Here is a 16,137-nt window from a genome sequence, read left to right on the forward strand (position 1 = left end):
CCTTGACTTGGAAGGCGCGTTAGCGGAGAGCAGTATGTCTGACCGTAGAGTTTACGTGCCGCCTTTGAAATCGGGTTCATACCACTTTATCCATTCAAATAACCCGATTTCAAGAGCGGCCGAAGGCAGAAATACTGACTCGCAGCGTTTCCGCAAATTCAATGCATGGCCTTATCCTTTTTCCCACACACCCTATTATTTTAGTTGCCGCTGACGCGGGAGATGTCCTTCATGTTCTCTTCAAATGCAACGAGCATCGCTTCCTGCTGGCTTAAGCCGGAACGCTTCACTCGCTCGATCGCCTCGAACATCCGCTTGTAGTCCTTCGGAATGACCTTGACGAACTTCCACAGCAAGTGCTCCCAATCGTGCAGGACACGCTGGGCCTCGCTGCTTCCGGTAAACGTAGCATGATACTGGATCATAATACGCAGCTCCTCGGCTTCATACACCTCTTCGACCGGCTCGAGCAGCACCATCTCCTTATTGCACTTCTCTGCGAAGGTCCCCTGCTCGTCAAGCACATACGCGATGCCTCCCGACATCCCCGCCGCAAAATTGCGGCCCGTGGGACCCAGAACAACAACGCGCCCGCCGGTCATGTACTCGCAGCCATGGTCGCCGACGCCTTCCACGACGGCACGCGCACCGGAATTACGCACGCAGAACCTCTCACCCGCGATACCGCGGATGTAGGCTTCCCCATCGGTCGCGCCATAGAAGGCCACGTTGCCGATGATGATGTTCTCCTCCGGCACGAAGCTCGCCTTCTCCGGCGGGAACACGGCCAGCTTGCCGCCGGACAGCCCCTTGCCGAAATAGTCGTTCGCGTCTCCCTCCAGCGAAAGCGTTATGCCCTTGGGCACAAAGGCTCCGAAGCTCTGGCCGGCCGAGCCGCCAAAGTGCAGGCGGATCGTGTCATGCGGCAGGCCCTCCATACCGTAGCGGCGCGTTACCTCGCTGCCGAGGATGGTGCCGACGACGCGGTTCACGTTGCGAATCGGCAGTATCGCATGGACCCTCTCCTTGCGCTCAAGCGCAGGCTCGCAGATGGTGAGCAGCTCCCTCCGGTCGATCGAGCGATCGAGTCCATGATCCTGAAGCTCTGAGCAGAAGCGGCCCACCTCTTCACCTACCTCCGGCTGATGCAGCAGCGGCGCCAGATCGATGCCCTTCGCCTTCCAATGCTGTACGGCCGCGTTCGTCTCTAGAATCTCCGTGCGGCCTATCATCTCCTCGACGGTGCGGAAGCCAAGCTCCGCCATCAGCTCGCGCGCATCCTGCGCCACGAAGTGCATGAAATTCACCACATGCTGAGGATCTCCAGCGAATTTCTTGCGAAGCTCCGGATTTTGCGTCGCTACGCCGACAGGACACGTATCCAGATGACATACCCTCATCATGATACAGCCGAGGGCGATCAGCGGCGTAGTCGCGAAGCCGAACTCTTCTGCGCCGAGCAGGGCGGCCACAACCACATCCCGCCCGGTCATCAGCTTGCCGTCCGTCTCCACGGTGATCCGGCTGCGGAGGTTGTTCAGCACGAGCGTCTGATGCGTCTCGGCAAGCCCCAACTCCCACGGCAAGCCCGCGTGGCGAATGGACGTCTGCGGTGAGGCACCGGTACCACCGTCATAGCCGGAGATAAGCACGACGTCCGCCTTGCCCTTGGCCACGCCAGCTGCAATCGTGCCTACGCCGACCTCGGACACCAGCTTCACACTGATGCGTGCCCTCGGGTTCGCGTTCTTCAGATCGTGAATCAGCTCCGCCAAGTCCTCGATCGAGTAGATGTCATGGTGCGGCGGCGGCGAGATCAAGCCAACCCCCGGCGTAACCCCGCGCACCTCGGCAACCCACGGATACACCTTCGAGCCCGGCAGCTGTCCGCCTTCTCCCGGCTTGGCGCCCTGCGCCATCTTGATCTGAATCTCATCGGCATTGACCAAGTAGTTGCTCGTCACGCCGAAGCGCCCCGAGGCCACCTGCTTGATCGCACTGCGCCTGGAGTCACCGTTAGCGTCCGGCGCGAAACGATCCGGATGCTCACCGCCCTCGCCCGTATTCGACTTTCCCCCGATCCGGTTCATCGCGATCGCGAGGCTTTCATGGGCTTCCTTGCTGATAGAGCCGTAAGACATCGCCCCGGTTTTAAATCGCTTGAAAATCGATTCCACCGGCTCCACTTCCTCGATCGGCACAGGCTCCCTGCCCGGCTTGAAGGATAACAGCGAACGAAGGGACATGAACCGCTCGTTCTCCCGATGAATCAGCTTGACGAAGTTCTTATACTGCGAATAGTTGTTCGTCCGAACGGCAGACTGCAGCGCATGGATCGTCTCGGGATGGTAGAGATGCTCCTCGCCGTCCTTCCGCCACTGCAGCTCGCCTCCCGTATCCAACACGCGGTCGCGACCCTCCTGCGGAGAGAAGGCCCGCTTATGGCGCAGCAGCGCCTCCTGCGCAATCGCATCAATCTTAATACCGGCGACGGGCGTGTACGTCCACGTGAAGTATTTATCGATCACGGACGAATCCAGCCCGATCGCTTCAAAAATTTGCGCCCCGCGGTACGACTGGATCGTCGAGATCCCCATCTTCGCGAGCACCTTCACGACGCCCTTGGTTACAGCCTTAACATAATTGTAAACCGCCTTCTCCGCCGTCAGCCCCTTCAGCTTGTTGCTGCGTACCTGATCCTCCAGCGTCTCCAGTGCCAGATACGGATTCACCGCGCTGACGCCATACCCGAGCAGCAACGCAAAATGATGCACCTCGCGCGGCTCGCCCGATTCGAGCAGCAGCCCGACCCGGGTACGCGTCCCCTCGCGGATCAGATGATGATGCAAGCCCGAAACGGCCAGCAGCGCCGGGATGGCGGCATGGTCCTCGTCTACTGCGCGGTCGCTTAAGATGAGCAGCGTAGCGCCGTCCGCAATGGCATCATCCGCAGCGGCGTACAGCCCTTCCATCGCCCGCTCCAGACCCTCCGGCCCCTTTACGGCCGGGAACACAATCGGCAGCGTCACCGTTTTGAAGCCCTCGCGCTGAATATGGCGCAGCTTCGCCAGCTCCGCATTCGTCAGCACCGGCGTAGCCAGACGGATCTGCCGGCAGCTCTCCGGCTCCGGCTGGATCAGGTTGCGCTCCGGTCCGACGGTCGTGCCCTGCGCCGTGATGATCTCCTCAAAGTTCGCGTCGATCGGCGGATTCGTCACCTGCGCAAACAGCTGCTTGAAGTAGCTGTACAGCAGCTGCGGACGCTCCGACAGAACGGCCAGCGGAGCGTCGAAGCCCATCGAGCCGATCGGATCGACCCCTGTACGGGCCATCGGCTCCAAAATTTTGCGTAAATTTTCGAACGTGTAGCCGAACGCCTGCTGCCGCTGCAGCACCGTTTCGTGATCGGTCTGCGGCACGTCGGCGGCCGCCGCCTCCGGAAGCTCCTCCAGCGATACCAAATGCTCGTTGAGCCAGTCCCGGTAGGGGTGCTCCTTCACGATGCGCTCCTTGATTTCCTCGTCGGAGACGATGCGCCCTTCCACCGTATCGACCAGGAGCATACGCCCAGGCTGCAGCCGCTGCTTCGCCACGATGCGCTCCGGCTCGATATTCAGCACGCCGGCCTCGGAAGCAAGCACAATGAGATCGTCACTGGTAACATAATACCTTGCAGGACGTAGTCCATTGCGATCCAGCACCGCGCCGATGACCTTACCGTCCGTAAAGGAAATCGCCGCCGGACCGTCCCAAGGCTCCATTAAACAGCTGTGGTACTCGTAGAAAGCCTTCTTCTCATCGCTCATGGACTCATGCTTGGACCATGGCTCCGGAATCATCATCATTGCCGCATGCGGCAGTGACCGTCCCGCCAGCATGAGAAACTCCAGGCAGTTATCGAACATCTGGGAGTCCGAGCCATCCGTGTCAATCACCGGGAGGATGCTCCGAAAGTCCTCTCCGAACAAATCCGTTTCACATACCGCCTGCCGGGCATGCATCCAGTTCACATTGCCGCGGAGCGTATTGATCTCCCCATTATGAATGATGTAACGGTACGGATGCGCGCGCTCCCAGCTCGGGAACGTATTGGTAGAGAAGCGCGAATGAACAAGCGCCATAGCCGACTCAAGCTTCGGATTCCTGAGCTCGACATAATAGCTGTCGACCTGCTCCGGGGTCAGCATTCCCTTATACACGATGGTCCGGCTGGACAAGCTGGAGAAATAGAACGATTCTCCGCCCTGCACCGAGAGGATTGCATTCTCCGTCCGTTTGCGGATGACGTATAATTTACGTTCGAAGCCAAGCTCATCCTGGACGTCTTCGGAGGCGCCGATAAACACTTGGCGAACATAAGGCTCGGCGGACTTGGCCGTATTCCCGAGGGAGGCGTTATCGGTGGGAACCGTTCTCCACCCGAGGAAGCTCTGGCCGGATTCGCGAATCTTCTCCTCCAGCACCCGCTCGCATGCGATGCGCGCCTCGTGATCCTGAGGAAGAAATACCATGCCCACTCCGTAGCTGCCGGGCTCAGGGAGCTGGATGCCCTCCTCCTGGCAGGCCGTGCGCAAGAAAGTATGAGGAAGCTGCATGAGAATGCCGGCACCGTCGCCCGTATTCGTCTCACAGCCCTGACCGCCGCGATGATCCAGGTTACAAAGCACATTCAGCGCCTGGGATACAATCTCATGGGAGGGGCGGCCCTTGATATTCGCGACAAAACCGATCCCGCAGGCGTCGTGCTCAAATTGCGGGTCGTACAAGCCCTGCTTGACAGGCAATCCTTTTTTCATCATGAAAGCGCTACCTTTCTTTCTTGTGGTTTTGGTTGTGACGCTTTAAAGCTGTAAACAGCTGTAAAACACAAATAGGCGCGGAATCGGCATGGCATCGATAAACGCCGCACCCATCCAGCGCCTCGAATCTTACATTCCAGTCTCTGCATGTCTTGGTTGTGACAATTGTATGAACATTTTCGATAATATGTTTTATATTACCATCTGCTCTGGGTTATGACAACGAAAAAGAATGTCATTTCTCCACGAAAATATGCCGTCCTTCGAATGCCGACCGGTAGCCCGCCTCCATGACGAGCGAGGTCAGAATGCCTTCTTCTCCCGGGCAAAGATACGTCTCTTCCCCCTGAATGGACCGGATAAACTGCTCTATCATCGGTACGTTCATATTCATATGCTTCGGCAGGTCGAATGTATGCAGCTGACCGCTGCCGTCCGTCCATTCGAAGAAAGAATCCTCGATACTGCGCATGGTGATTTTCCCGTCGCTTCCGAACACCTCCAACTGATTGCCGACCGCTGCGCTGAAACTGGCATGCACCGAAGCCTGACAGCCGGACTCGAACCGGATCAGGAGCGAAGCAAGATCCTCGACCGGGAGAGACTGCCACACATTGCCGGTCATACCGGCTACCTGTACAGGCTGGCCCAAGCAGTAAATCAACTGATCGATTACATGGCTGCCTACATCCATCAGCGGTCCTCCGCCCGAGATCTCCGGCCGAAGGAGCCACGCCCGATCCGTCCCCGCGTAGTCGGTTTTTCCACTGAACTGGGCCCTAGCGTACACCGGGACGCCAATACCGCCCTCGGCGATAATGCGGCGAATTTGCTGCATTTTCGGATAGTATCGTCTATAATAAGCGATCCCTAATTGAACGCCATGTTCCCGGCAGGCGTTCACCATTTCGCGGGCCTGGACGCCCGTAAGCGCCATCGGCTTCTCGCACAGCACATGCTTCCCGCTCCGGGCCGCCTGGATCGTCTGCTCCGCATGGCCGGCCACAGGGGTGGCGATATAAACGGCATCCACCTCCGTGTCCTCCAACGCCTCATCATAGCTGCCATATGCCTTCGGCACCGAGAAGCGGTCCGTAAACTCCTTCAGCTTTTCTTGGCTTCGGCGGTATGCCCCCAGCAAGGTACTTCCCTGCGCTTGCTGCAAAGCTCCCGCTACACGTCGTTCCGCTACATCTCCCGCGCCTATCAACGCCCATTTGATCGTTCCCATTCCCTCAGCTCCATTCCGGTGATTGCCCATCCGTTTAAGTATAAGCCTTAAAGAAAATTTATCCAATTGTCACGTTTTGAAAAAAGGAAATTTTTCCAATACAGCGAATTGTAAATCTACTCAACCTAACTTGGGGGTATGCCGCCGTGTTAAATAGAAATCAAACGATCGGAACCGCTGAACTGCTTGCCTTATTCGGCGCAGTCGATCATCGGCCATCTCCGTTGGCAGAGCTGGCATACCAAAGCTTCGTTTACTCTCCTGCCGGAATGCTGCTGCTGAATACGGAGCTTCAGATCCTGCTGTCCAACGAATCCATCTGCCGGCAGCTTGGGCTCACGGCGGACCACTTGAGCGGTCAATCGCTCCCGTCACTGATCCACTCCGGCGACCTGCTGCTGTGCATGCATCAGCTGAGCCAATTTCTCGCGGGACAGATCGAACCCTATCAAGCTATCATCCGCCTTACTCATGCGGCGGGCCATACCGTTTGGACCCATATCACCGTTTCGATGCTGGGCTCACAGACAGGAAATGGGCGCTACATTTTGGTGCAAGCCATGGACATGACGGAGAAAAAGCAAGCCGAGCTGGCCCTGCAGGAATCGGCGCTTAAAATCTCCTCGCTTCTCGAAACCATACCGGACGCCTTCATTATGCTGAATCGCCAGTGGCAATTTACCTACTTGAATAAAGGTGCGGAGCAAATGATTGGGCGCAAACGGGAGCAGTTGCTCGGCAGGGAGATCTGGGACCTTTTTCCCGAAGCGGTGGATACCAACCTGCATAGCGCGTACTACCAGTCTATGGAGGAGCAGGAGCCCCGCCATTTGCAAAATTACTACCCTCCGCACGAACGCTGGTACGATATTAGCTGTTATCCCTCGAAGCACGGGCTCACTGTATTTTTCCGTGACATTACAACACAGAAGCAGCAGGAACAGGAACTGCTGAGCACCAAGCTGCATCTGGACTCCATGATCGACAATGCTGCCGATTCGATCGTCATCCTGGATGATACACTACGGATCATCCGTGCGAATCAGGCCTTTTGGGACATGTACGGATATAGGGAGGAGGAGCTCGCCGGGAACATCCCGAAGACGATTCCCACAGAGCTTGTTGATGAGACCGAGCATCTGTTTCGCAAGGTGTTTTCCGGAGAGCAGATTCCTCCGCTGGAAACCCGGCGCCTTCGCAAGGACGGAACGCTCATCGACGTCAGTCTTACGCTCTCCCCGATCATTAATGCCGACCGGAAGGTCGTTTCGATCTGTATCATTGGCCGCGATATCACCATGGCGAAGCATTTGGAGCGAAAGCTTAGGGAAAGTCAGGAAAGATATCGCTTGATTGCGGAAAATACGAAGGACTTCGTTTCTCTTATGGACGTCCGGGGAAAAGTGTTGTTTGCTTCGCCTTCGCATCGGGCCATTGCTCGTAATCCGTCGTCCGGCGGCGTCAATGCTTTCGAGCTGCTGAAGGAACCGTGGAAGACCAAGGCCCTTCAATGGTTTCAAGACATTGTGCAAAGCCGAGAAGCGAGACAGATTGAGCTTACCCTGCCCAGCAAGGAGCATGAAAGCATGGTCGTCGAATCAAAGGGGGTGCCGATCCTCGGGCAGGACGGACAGGCAGAGGCGGTGCTTATCGTCTCCCGCGACATCAGTGAGCGAAAGAAAACGGAGGAGCTGCTGAGGCATTCGGAGAAGCTTTCCATTGCAGGGCAGCTTGCCGCCGGCATCGCGCATGAAATTCGCAATCCGCTGACCGCCCTCAAGGGCTTCATCCAGTTCATGCAGTCGGACTCCGTATACCGGGAGCAATATCTGCAAATCATGATCTCGGAGCTGAACCGGATCGAGCAGATCATCAGCGAGCTGTTGATGCTGGCCAAGCCGCAGACGGTTCATTTTCAGGTGAAGCCGCTGGAGCCGATCCTTACGGACGTCGTTTCCCTGCTCGAATCGCATGCCAACATCAGCAATGTGATGCTGGATTGGGTACCGTCCGGAGATATGCCCCCGGTCCGCTGCGAAGAGAATCAACTCAAGCAAGTGTTCATCAACATCTTGAAAAATGCGATCGAGGCGATGCCCCTTGGCGGAAGCATTCAGATACGTGCGGCGGCCTCCGAGAGGGAGCCGGGTATGCTGGAGCTCACCTTCCGGGATGAGGGGATCGGCATACCGCAGGAGCTGCTGGGGCGACTGGGCGAGCCGTTCTACACGACCAAAGAGAAGGGCTCCGGCCTCGGACTGATGGTCAGCCAAAAAATCATTAACGAGCATGAGGGTCGTATGCATTTTGCAAGCCGGCCTTCCCTTGGAACGACGGTCACCATTTTACTTCCCGCCATTCCATCCTAAAAGCGCCTGAGGCTGCTCCCAAATAGTGGGCTCGAGATTGCCTGTACCTGCTGAACTTCTTGTGCTATGATAAAACACGTATTTTACGGCGAGAGGACGTTTGACAGGTGGCGAAGCTCTATTTCCGATATGGCACGATGAACAGCGGGAAATCCATTGAGGTACTTCGGACGGCGCATAATTATGAGGAACAAGGCAAGAAGGTGCTGCTGTTCACTCCGCTAGTCGACGACCGGTACGGCGCGGGAACGGTGGCCTCCCGGATCGGCATGCAGAAGGAAGGCATCATTATCGATGACGGGCTGGATATGGTTCAAATGGCTTTGAAGGAACGGCCGAACTGCATTCTAATCGATGAGGCGCAGTTTCTAAAAAAGGAGCAGATTCTTCAGCTCGCGGAAATTGTAGATACGCTGAATATCCCGGTCATTGCTTACGGGCTGCGTGCGGATTTCATGGGAGAGCTCTTCGAGGGCAGCTATCACCTGCTGGCGCTGGCCGACAAAATCGAGGAGATCAAGACGATCTGCTGGTACTGCGATAAGAAAGCGATCATGAATATGCGCTGTAAGGATGGCGTTCCTGTGTTCGAAGGGGCTCAGATTCAGATCGGAGGCAACGAAAGCTATTTGCCGGTCTGCCGCAAGTGCTATTCATTAAAGAAGAAGCAGTCGCATACGATGTAATTGAGGTTGTCCTCATCTGAAAAAAGGGCGGAGCCAGCGTCTCACCGAGACTTGCTTCGTCCTTTTGTATTTCCAACCGGGAACGACGCGGGTATAATACATACTATACCGATCGAATAAGGGCACTTTATTAAAGGAGGAACAAGATGGGGAACATTGCGAAGAATATAACAGAGCTCATAGGCCGAACACCGCTGCTGGAGCTCGCAAAATACGGAAGCATACAGCAGCTTGGAGCGAAGCTGGTGGCGAAGCTAGAATACTTTAACCCGGCGGGCAGCGTAAAGGATCGCATTGGATTCGCTATGCTGAAGGACGCGGAGGAACGAGGACTGATCCATAAGGACTCGGTGATCATTGAACCGACCAGCGGCAATACCGGTATTGCACTAGCCTTTGCGGCAGCGGCCCTCGGTTACCGTCTCATCATCACGCTGCCGGAATCCTTCAGCGTCGAGCGGAGAAAGCTTCTCACGGCTTACGGCGCGGAGCTGGTACTGACTCCCGGCTCCGAAGGAATGCGCGGAGCGATTCAGAAGGCCCAGGAGCTGGCTTCACAAATTCCGAATGCCTTCATTCCGCAGCAATTCCATAACCCCGCCAACCCAAGCATTCACCGGGCGACAACTGCGGAGGAGATCTGGCAGGATACCGACGGAGCGGTAGATATTTTTGTCGGTGGGGTCGGCACGGGTGGTACCATTACCGGAGTCGGAGAGGTGCTTAAGGAGCGCAAGCCTACAGTGCAGATAATCGCGGTAGAACCGTTCGACTCTCCAGTGCTTTCCGGAGGGCAACCGGCGCCGCATAAAATCCAAGGGATTGGTGCCGGCTTCGTGCCTGATATTTTCAACCGCGGCGTAGTCGATGAAATTTACACGGTGAAAAACGAGGACGCCTTCGAGACCGCTCGCATGCTTACCCGCACCGAAGGACTGCTCGTCGGCATTTCCTCCGGTGCCGCCGCTTACGCAGCTGCTCAAATCGCGCGGCGGCCGGAGAATAAAGGAAAAACCATCGTCGTCCTGCTCCCCGACACAGGGGAACGTTATTTGTCCACGCCCCTCTTCCAGTAGGATTACTTTTGCAAGGACCGCCGGATTACATCGAGAAGCACCTGCTTCTCCTCCTCAGGTACACTCTCTACCAGCCGGGCCGCAGCAAGCGGGAGCTCCCATGCCTGCAGCTCCGCTTCCGTGGCCCCGGTCATTTCCATATAGCGCTCCTTATAAGCTTGGCATAGCGCTGCCCGAAGCCGGGTGATCATCAGCTTGACCAGCTTAGGCATAGAGCTCGGCAGCACAGCGTGTGTAAGCAACAGCACCGTCCTTGCCGCATCCGAATATGGATGTCCGCTCGTGGCCGTCATCCAATCCAGAATGACAGGGCCGCGGGAGGTCATCATCAGGTTGTCGGGGTGAAAGTCTCCGTGGCAAAGAGCGTCTTGCTCCGGAAGCTGTGCAAGCCGCTCCAGGATCGCCGACTTTTCTGCGGCGGTTAGCAGGGATGTATGTTCAATCGCCTCCTGCAGCGAGAGCTTTCTTTTGGGCATGGACGATTCCCCCTGCTCCTGATGAATGACCGCATGCCACTCGGCCAATCTTCTTCCCTCAGCCCGTGCAGACCAAGGCCGCGAGACAAGCTGACGGATCTGGGTATGACCCTCCAAGCGCTCGAACACAATGCCCCGCTTGCCCTTCACTTCCTCGATTCCAAACACCCTTGGAACCGGCAGCCCCAGCTGCGATACATATAAGCTGAGCTGATGCTCCTTCTCCATCCACGGATCGAAAGAGGAATGACGAAACAGCTTAATGACCCGATCCTTTCCCCACGCATACACTTCCGCCGTATTCCCTTGCCCGAGCCTTTCACCGATCATGTAAATTCCGCCTCCCGATGTTCTGTAAGAACAGCATACGGCATCGGAAGCAACAGCGCAAACGACCGGCCTAGCAAATCATTCACTCTTGCCCTCCTTGCCACATAACATGTACTACCTAAATGAAGGCAGGTGAGAAGGGATGCTATTTCTCAAGCAAAACGGCTTCAAGCTTGGACTGCTGCTGTATCAGCTCCTGTGGCTCATCGGCTGCTTCTGGCTGGCCGGTCTCGTTCGCAGCGGAAAATTAACTACCCTGCTCGGTGTAGAGCTCGCGGCTGTGGAGCCATACTCCTATTACGCACTCTCCGGGGCCATCGGCGGAACCTTGTACTCTATGCGGCTGTTTCATGAATTTTACGAAACGATGTCCGAGCGGTGGGTCGTTTGGTATCTGGTTCGTCCGATGAAATGCGCAGCTGCTGCGGTGATGACAATCATACTGTTTCAAAGCGGGATCATGCTGCTGCAAACCGGCAGCTCCTTATCGGCCAAGGTAGGCATTGCCTTCCTTGTCGGGTTTGGCTACGGAAAGCTGATGGACAAATTGAAGCTCCTGACCGAAACGCTGTTTAACGGAAGTGGGGATAAGCCGTCTCTGCCGTCGGATGATCGTAAGCCCAAGGGATCGGAAAACAATATAAGCACTCGGAACGAATAGTTATGCACAGTGTTATACACAATATTCACACCCCCTAAGCGCCCGTCTGTGTATATCTTTAGCCCATTTCATCAACATATCCACAACCGTAGTTATCCACACAAAAAAAGACCCGGTTCTCCCCAAAAAGGAAAACCCGAGTCTTATGAACGAAACCATAGCTCCTTGTAATCCACCCAACCGAAAGAGCTGATACGGACACCCTGCAGCTCCTTCGGAAAAGAAGCCGATTGTCGCCAGCGGTACCAGGGAAGCAAAATGTTCGTACGCAGCAAGAGCCCTTCTCCGGCAAGCAATGCGTCCAATCGCTTCTCTCTGGAGGATTCTGAACGCACCGGTGCAAGCAGCTGCTGCAACTCCACTTTCATGGCGTCACTCAGCACCCGCTGAAGCAAGGCGGCAGGCGACATCAGATGCACCTGAAGCGTCCATTCCGCATCCTCGTCGACCGGCAGCTCAAGCAGCAGCAGGTCAGCCCAAGCAAGCGTAGCATCGGAAGTAAGCTCCTCAAAGGGCACAAGACGAATGCTAAGCCGGATTCCTCTGGACTTAAGCTTGTCTTGCAGCCATTCCGCATCGGCTTCATGGCTTCCTCCGAAGTATATAGCGGCAGTAAGATGAATGGCCTCATTTGGCAACGGCGCCTCATCGGGGCTTAGCGGACATTCCGCTTCCGCGTCATGATCGAACTCGGAGATGAGCCGCCGTGCCCGCGGTCCCCGATTGCCTCCTGCTTCGAAAGCAATATCTTCCTCCGTAAGACAGAGAACCAGCTTCTTCCTTTCCAAGCTCCGCTGAAGGGGACCCGCTTTTCTTTGGTTAAGGACGATGTACTTGCAACCCCGATCCGTGCGCTCCACCTCCTGCCAGGGCTCTTGGCGCTCCGTATGCCGGTAATGCTGAAAATTCATTTCTTCCAGCGACTCTGAACGGCTTTGCCGAAGGTCGTATAGCTCCGGAAAACACCACATCTCTACCTGATCCAGGTGAGCCGGACGCAGAAAATAATCGGGATGCGCCTCCAAAGCCAAGAGTCTCTCATTTCGGTCCGATAGTCGAAAAGGCCCGGTCCCGATCGGCATATCCGCATAATCCTGCCTTCGGTTAGCCGGCACGATGGAGGCTGCAGTGGAAGCAAGCAAGCTCAGCAATCCGGGCACCGGTTCGTGAAGATCGATGCTGAGACAGTAGTCATCGTGCATATCGACGCCGCGAATGAAGCGAAACAGGTCCTTGTAAGGTCCGGTTTCCCCTAATCGAAGCAGCGTACCCGCTACATCCTTCGAGGTCATGATGGTTCCGTCGTGAAATCGCACCCGCTTTTGCAGATAAAAGCTCCAGCGCCGTTCGCCCGGAATCCAATGATGGGCAAGCTGCGCTTCGAATTCCCCCGTCTCCCGGCGGTATTTCACCAACGTATCGAACAGCTGCCGTACCATATGCAGCTCGGTTCTGCGGGTAACGTAGGCCGGGTCCAACCCGCCGACGATTCGATAAGTAGGAAAGCGTAAAACGTCAGCTTCTCCTGTACTGTAAGTATATGTCTGCAGCGACCGCTCCAGCAGGCGGAGCAATGGTGCCTGCCCCAGCGCAGCGAATTTTCCTTGCCGCAGCAATGATGATAGGCTCGACCATTGCCCGGCCTCCAGACGGGCTGCCGCCTGATCGGCAAGCAGCTTGTCAGGGTCGGCGAGAAGCTTCAGCACCGACCTTCGCCCCCGTCCGCGCCCCGGCGACCAAACAATCCAGCCCTGCTCCCGCATCCCCCGCAAGAGCAGCTTTACGTTACGCTCGGTACAGCTCAAAATGACGGAAAGCTCGGGCAGCGAAATATGCGCTTCCATCGTAGGGGACAGGCTCTTGTACAGTACAACATAATGCTCCCAAAGCTGCATGGCTCCTCCTTGCGGGCGCTGTCCTTGATAAAAGGGGAAATTTAATGTTTTTATTTTACCCTTTTCATTTTCCTTTTTCTATATACAATGAAGCATAACATCGCAGTAAAAGGAGTTATCGCCTATGCAACAAGCTTCCGGATTTCCTTCCGTTCGAGGTCTTTCTTGGGTTACAGCCCTTTGCCTGCTAGGCGACGCTATGTTATATATTGTGCTGCCGCTTTACTGGGATCAATTCGGACTGGATGCGCTGTGGCAGGTAGGGGTCCTGCTGTCCATCAATCGCTTCATTCGGTTGCCGCTGAATCCATTGGTCGGATGGCTGTATATCCGGGTGCCTAAGCGGACAGGTGTGGTCATTGCCGCAGCGGCTGCCGTTGTGACCACCGTTGGGTACGGGTTGGTCAGCGGCTTCGTCCCTTTCCTGATTGCTCGCATGGTCTGGGGCGCAGCCTGGTCCATGCTCCGCATCGGCGGCTATCTTACCGTGTTGGAAGCGGCAGGCCAAGACGGCCCCCGCGGCAAGCTGCTTGGCAGCTATAACGGCATCATCGGCGTCGGCAGCCTTATCGGCATGCTGGCCGGCGGCATGCTCGCCGAGGTGCTGGGGCCGCGGGAAGTCGCACTGATGCTCGGCATCATCACTGCGGCCGGATTGCCTCTGGCATGGCGCCATGTGCCGGCTACTACTGCAGCCGTCCCCGGCAGCGCACGTTCCGCCCCGTTGTGGAAGCTCCCGCCCGCCGGATGGCTCCCGCTGCTGTCCGGCTTCCTGACGGCTGCTGTCTTCATGGGCATGCTGCTTGCCACGCTTAGCCCGCTCATTGCCTCCCATCTGCCGGAGGGCACCGAGCTCCTCGGCCTCGCCGTCGGCGCCGCCACGGTGGCGGGCGCCGTGCAGGCGCTGCGCTGGGGCTGGTCGCCCTTCCTGTCTCCCTGGTTCGGGAGACTGTCGGACGGCCCGCGCGGCCGCCTGCCGCTCTACCTCGCCGCGCTTGCGCTGGCCGCTGGCGGCTTCGCCCTGCTGCCGCTCGGCATGCCCCTTGCGGCGTGGCTCGCGGTCCTGCTCAGCGTGATGCTGGCGAACACCGCCATCACCACGCTGACCGACGCGCTCGCCGCAGACGCCGCCTCGGGCCGCAGCGCGGCAGCGTATATGACGACGTATACGACCGTCGTCGATATCGGGGCGGCGGCCGGTCCGCTCGCCGCCTATGCCCTGGCCGGCACCTTCGGTCTCGGTGCCGTCAGTTTCACTTGCGCAGCGTTTATGGCGCTCGTTGCGTCGGCTTGGCTGCTGTATGGCCGCAGCTGTGCCGTAACAACTTATTAAAAAGAGGCCCTTCTTCTCTTGAGAGGGCCTCTGCGTGTTTATCTTTTTACCAGCTCGTTTATTTTTTTCAACGGCAATCCGGTATCTCGGGACAACTCCATCACGGTGGCTAACGGATGCTGCTGCAGGTAGGCACGGATTCGATGGGAATCGTCGATGTGGTGTTTTAAACAGTCCGAGCACAAGGAGGTGAAGGATGCGAGCTGAAGCTTGCCGCAGCCGCTGCAGTTCATCAGATTCATAGAAGCCACCGTCACTTTCTTGAAATATGGACAAGCCGTAGATTGCTGTTATAGCATTCGACGCTTCATGCTGGTTTGCGGGGGTCGCCGTAGGGTAGCAAATTGGGGAGTTCGTCCGAATCTTTTTAGTATCTACAGCAAATACATTCAAAGCGAGGCGACTCCCGTGAGATATGTGACCCAATGGAGATTAGACCACCTGCAAACGCTGCTGCGGAGCATCGAGGACCGCCACATCCAAAGTGAGGCCGTGCATCTGCTGGAATCCATTAAGCGAGACATTGAGGAAAATTATGCAGAAATTCAAAGGCCGATCCGATTGCAGGATTCCTAGCGGTGACAGCTTATTTGAGGCCTATTCTACCACCACCTTCAACGCCGATGTTTGGCCGGGATAGGATGAGAGCTTCAGCCCTGTAGTCCATACCTTTGCTTCCTTGCCTATAAGTTCCTTGCTAAACCCCGTTTGTATCGGAATCCCCGCTACGATCAGCTTCCCGTCAGGCTGAAGAGCTACCCAAGACGCCTCCGGATCATCGGTATTTCCGTTTTTCTTCTGCTCGTTGACGACGAGTATCCGCCGATGCTCCTGATCGAACATCTTGATTGTTCCCGTAACCTGCGGCTCGCCCTTACAGCATTTCATAACCGAGAGCTTCAACGGAAACTCCTTCCCGGCGATGTCGAACAAGGTTTTGTTGATCAGCGCGAGCTCCTCTTCGGAGACGTTCCCTTCGATATCACCGATTCGTCGAATATGCACCATAATATGATCCTCGCCTACCCCAGCCATCTGAATTTGAACAGAATGCCGCTCCTTCAGTTCTTCCGAATGCTCTGTAATTTTATTTTTAATTTCATGAAGTCCGTCTGTTGTGCGGGACCGTGTCGGCGGGTTCGGGGGGGCTTCCAGCTTCGGTGTGACTGCTTGGACAGGCATCGGATCTTTAGCCGAGCTCAAGCTGCTAACAGTAAAAGCAATGCCAAGCCCGATCACCGCCAGCCAAAAGATAACTTTCATAGGTTCTCCTCCTGTCGT

At 56.5% G+C, this 16,137-nt stretch carries 12 protein-coding genes; 6 read left to right on the forward strand and 6 right to left on the reverse strand.

Going from position 1 to position 16,137, the window contains the following annotated elements:
- Positions 1–200 precede the first annotated feature (200 nt).
- Both gltB and QMO62_RS15455 read right to left on the reverse strand, forming a co-directional pair.
- Entirely contained in the window at positions 201–4,799 is a 4,599-nt protein-coding gene (gene gltB / locus QMO62_RS15450) for a glutamate synthase large subunit (protein WP_284642253.1), read from the reverse strand.
- A gap of 235 nt (positions 4,800–5,034) precedes the next feature.
- Positions 5,035–6,030, reverse strand: a complete 996-nt coding sequence (locus QMO62_RS15455; RefSeq protein WP_284642255.1) for a Gfo/Idh/MocA family protein — start codon at positions 6,028–6,030, stop codon at positions 5,035–5,037.
- 146 nt (positions 6,031–6,176) lie between these two features.
- On the opposite strand from QMO62_RS15455, the gene QMO62_RS15460 reads away from it, so the two are divergent.
- The 3 genes from QMO62_RS15460 (at position 6,177) to cysK (ending at position 10,161) form a co-directional block, all read left to right on the forward strand.
- On the forward strand, positions 6,177–8,399 hold the full coding sequence (locus QMO62_RS15460) for a PAS domain-containing sensor histidine kinase (protein ID WP_284642257.1): 2,223 nt from the start codon (positions 6,177–6,179) through the stop codon (positions 8,397–8,399).
- A gap of 107 nt (positions 8,400–8,506) precedes the next feature.
- Positions 8,507–9,085 (forward strand): thymidine kinase, encoded by a 579-nt coding sequence (locus tag QMO62_RS15465; protein WP_284642258.1) that lies wholly within the window; start codon positions 8,507–8,509, stop codon positions 9,083–9,085.
- Between the two features lie 146 nt (positions 9,086–9,231).
- Positions 9,232–10,161 (forward strand): cysteine synthase A, encoded by a 930-nt coding sequence (cysK, locus tag QMO62_RS15470; protein ID WP_284642260.1) that lies wholly within the window; start codon positions 9,232–9,234, stop codon positions 10,159–10,161.
- A 2-nt stretch (positions 10,162–10,163) separates the two neighbouring features.
- On the opposite strand, the gene QMO62_RS15475 is transcribed toward cysK, so the two are convergent.
- Positions 10,164–10,967: a phosphotransferase family protein gene (locus QMO62_RS15475; RefSeq protein ID WP_284642262.1), complete on the reverse strand. Its 804-nt coding sequence runs from the start codon at positions 10,965–10,967 to the stop codon at positions 10,164–10,166.
- A gap of 142 nt (positions 10,968–11,109) precedes the next feature.
- Between QMO62_RS15475 and QMO62_RS15480 the strand changes: the two genes are divergently transcribed.
- A complete protein-coding gene (locus QMO62_RS15480; RefSeq protein WP_284642263.1) occupies positions 11,110–11,628 on the forward strand; it encodes a hypothetical protein in 519 nt (172 codons plus the stop codon).
- A gap of 143 nt (positions 11,629–11,771) precedes the next feature.
- Here the strand turns inward: QMO62_RS15480 and QMO62_RS15485 are convergent, their stop codons facing one another.
- Positions 11,772–13,523 carry an ABC transporter substrate-binding protein gene (locus QMO62_RS15485; RefSeq protein ID WP_284642265.1) on the reverse strand — a complete coding sequence of 584 codons (1,752 nt, stop codon included), beginning with the start codon at positions 13,521–13,523 and terminating at the stop codon, positions 11,772–11,774.
- Positions 13,524–13,647: 124 nt separating this feature from the next.
- Here QMO62_RS15485 and QMO62_RS15490 point away from each other — a divergent pair, with 124 nt between their 5' ends.
- Positions 13,648–14,856 carry an MFS transporter gene (locus QMO62_RS15490; protein ID WP_284642267.1) on the forward strand — a complete coding sequence of 403 codons (1,209 nt, stop codon included), beginning with the start codon at positions 13,648–13,650 and terminating at the stop codon, positions 14,854–14,856.
- A gap of 38 nt (positions 14,857–14,894) precedes the next feature.
- Here QMO62_RS15490 and QMO62_RS15495 read toward each other — a convergent pair whose 3' ends face one another.
- Complete coding sequence (locus tag QMO62_RS15495; RefSeq protein WP_284642271.1) at positions 14,895–15,098, reverse strand: hypothetical protein; 204 nt, start codon at positions 15,096–15,098, stop codon at positions 14,895–14,897.
- Between the two features lie 19 nt (positions 15,099–15,117).
- Between QMO62_RS15495 and QMO62_RS15500 the strand changes: the two genes are divergently transcribed.
- Positions 15,118–15,432 (forward strand): hypothetical protein, encoded by a 315-nt coding sequence (locus QMO62_RS15500; protein ID WP_284642273.1) that lies wholly within the window; start codon positions 15,118–15,120, stop codon positions 15,430–15,432.
- 21 nt (positions 15,433–15,453) lie between these two features.
- Here QMO62_RS15500 and QMO62_RS15505 read toward each other — a convergent pair whose 3' ends face one another.
- Complete coding sequence (locus tag QMO62_RS15505) at positions 15,454–16,119, reverse strand: hypothetical protein (RefSeq protein ID WP_284642276.1); 666 nt, start codon at positions 16,117–16,119, stop codon at positions 15,454–15,456.
- Positions 16,120–16,137 lie beyond the last annotated feature (18 nt).

It is taken from the genome of Paenibacillus silviterrae (genome assembly GCF_030167925.1).
GTDB lineage: Bacteria > Bacillota > Bacilli > Paenibacillales > NBRC-103111 > Paenibacillus_G > Paenibacillus_G silviterrae.

What these genes read in the sequence shown, in the direction of transcription:
- QMO62_RS15505 (WP_284642276.1), bottom strand. Translation starts at nt 16,119, where the DNA reads ATGAAAGTTATCTTTTGGCTGGCGGTGATCGGGCTTGGCATTGCTTTT.
- QMO62_RS15490 (WP_284642267.1), top strand. Translation starts at nt 13,648, where the DNA reads ATGCAACAAGCTTCCGGATTTCCTTCCGTTCGAGGTCTTTCTTGGGTT.
- gltB (WP_284642253.1), bottom strand. Translation starts at nt 4,799, where the DNA reads ATGATGAAAAAAGGATTGCCTGTCAAGCAGGGCTTGTACGACCCGCAA.
- QMO62_RS15495 (WP_284642271.1), bottom strand. Translation starts at nt 15,098, where the DNA reads ATGAATCTGATGAACTGCAGCGGCTGCGGCAAGCTTCAGCTCGCATCC.
- QMO62_RS15475 (WP_284642262.1), bottom strand. Translation starts at nt 10,967, where the DNA reads ATGATCGGTGAAAGGCTCGGGCAAGGGAATACGGCGGAAGTGTATGCG.
- cysK (WP_284642260.1), top strand. Translation starts at nt 9,232, where the DNA reads ATGGGGAACATTGCGAAGAATATAACAGAGCTCATAGGCCGAACACCG.
- QMO62_RS15485 (WP_284642265.1), bottom strand. Translation starts at nt 13,523, where the DNA reads ATGCAGCTTTGGGAGCATTATGTTGTACTGTACAAGAGCCTGTCCCCT.
- QMO62_RS15480 (WP_284642263.1), top strand. Translation starts at nt 11,110, where the DNA reads ATGCTATTTCTCAAGCAAAACGGCTTCAAGCTTGGACTGCTGCTGTAT.
- QMO62_RS15455 (WP_284642255.1), bottom strand. Translation starts at nt 6,030, where the DNA reads ATGGGAACGATCAAATGGGCGTTGATAGGCGCGGGAGATGTAGCGGAA.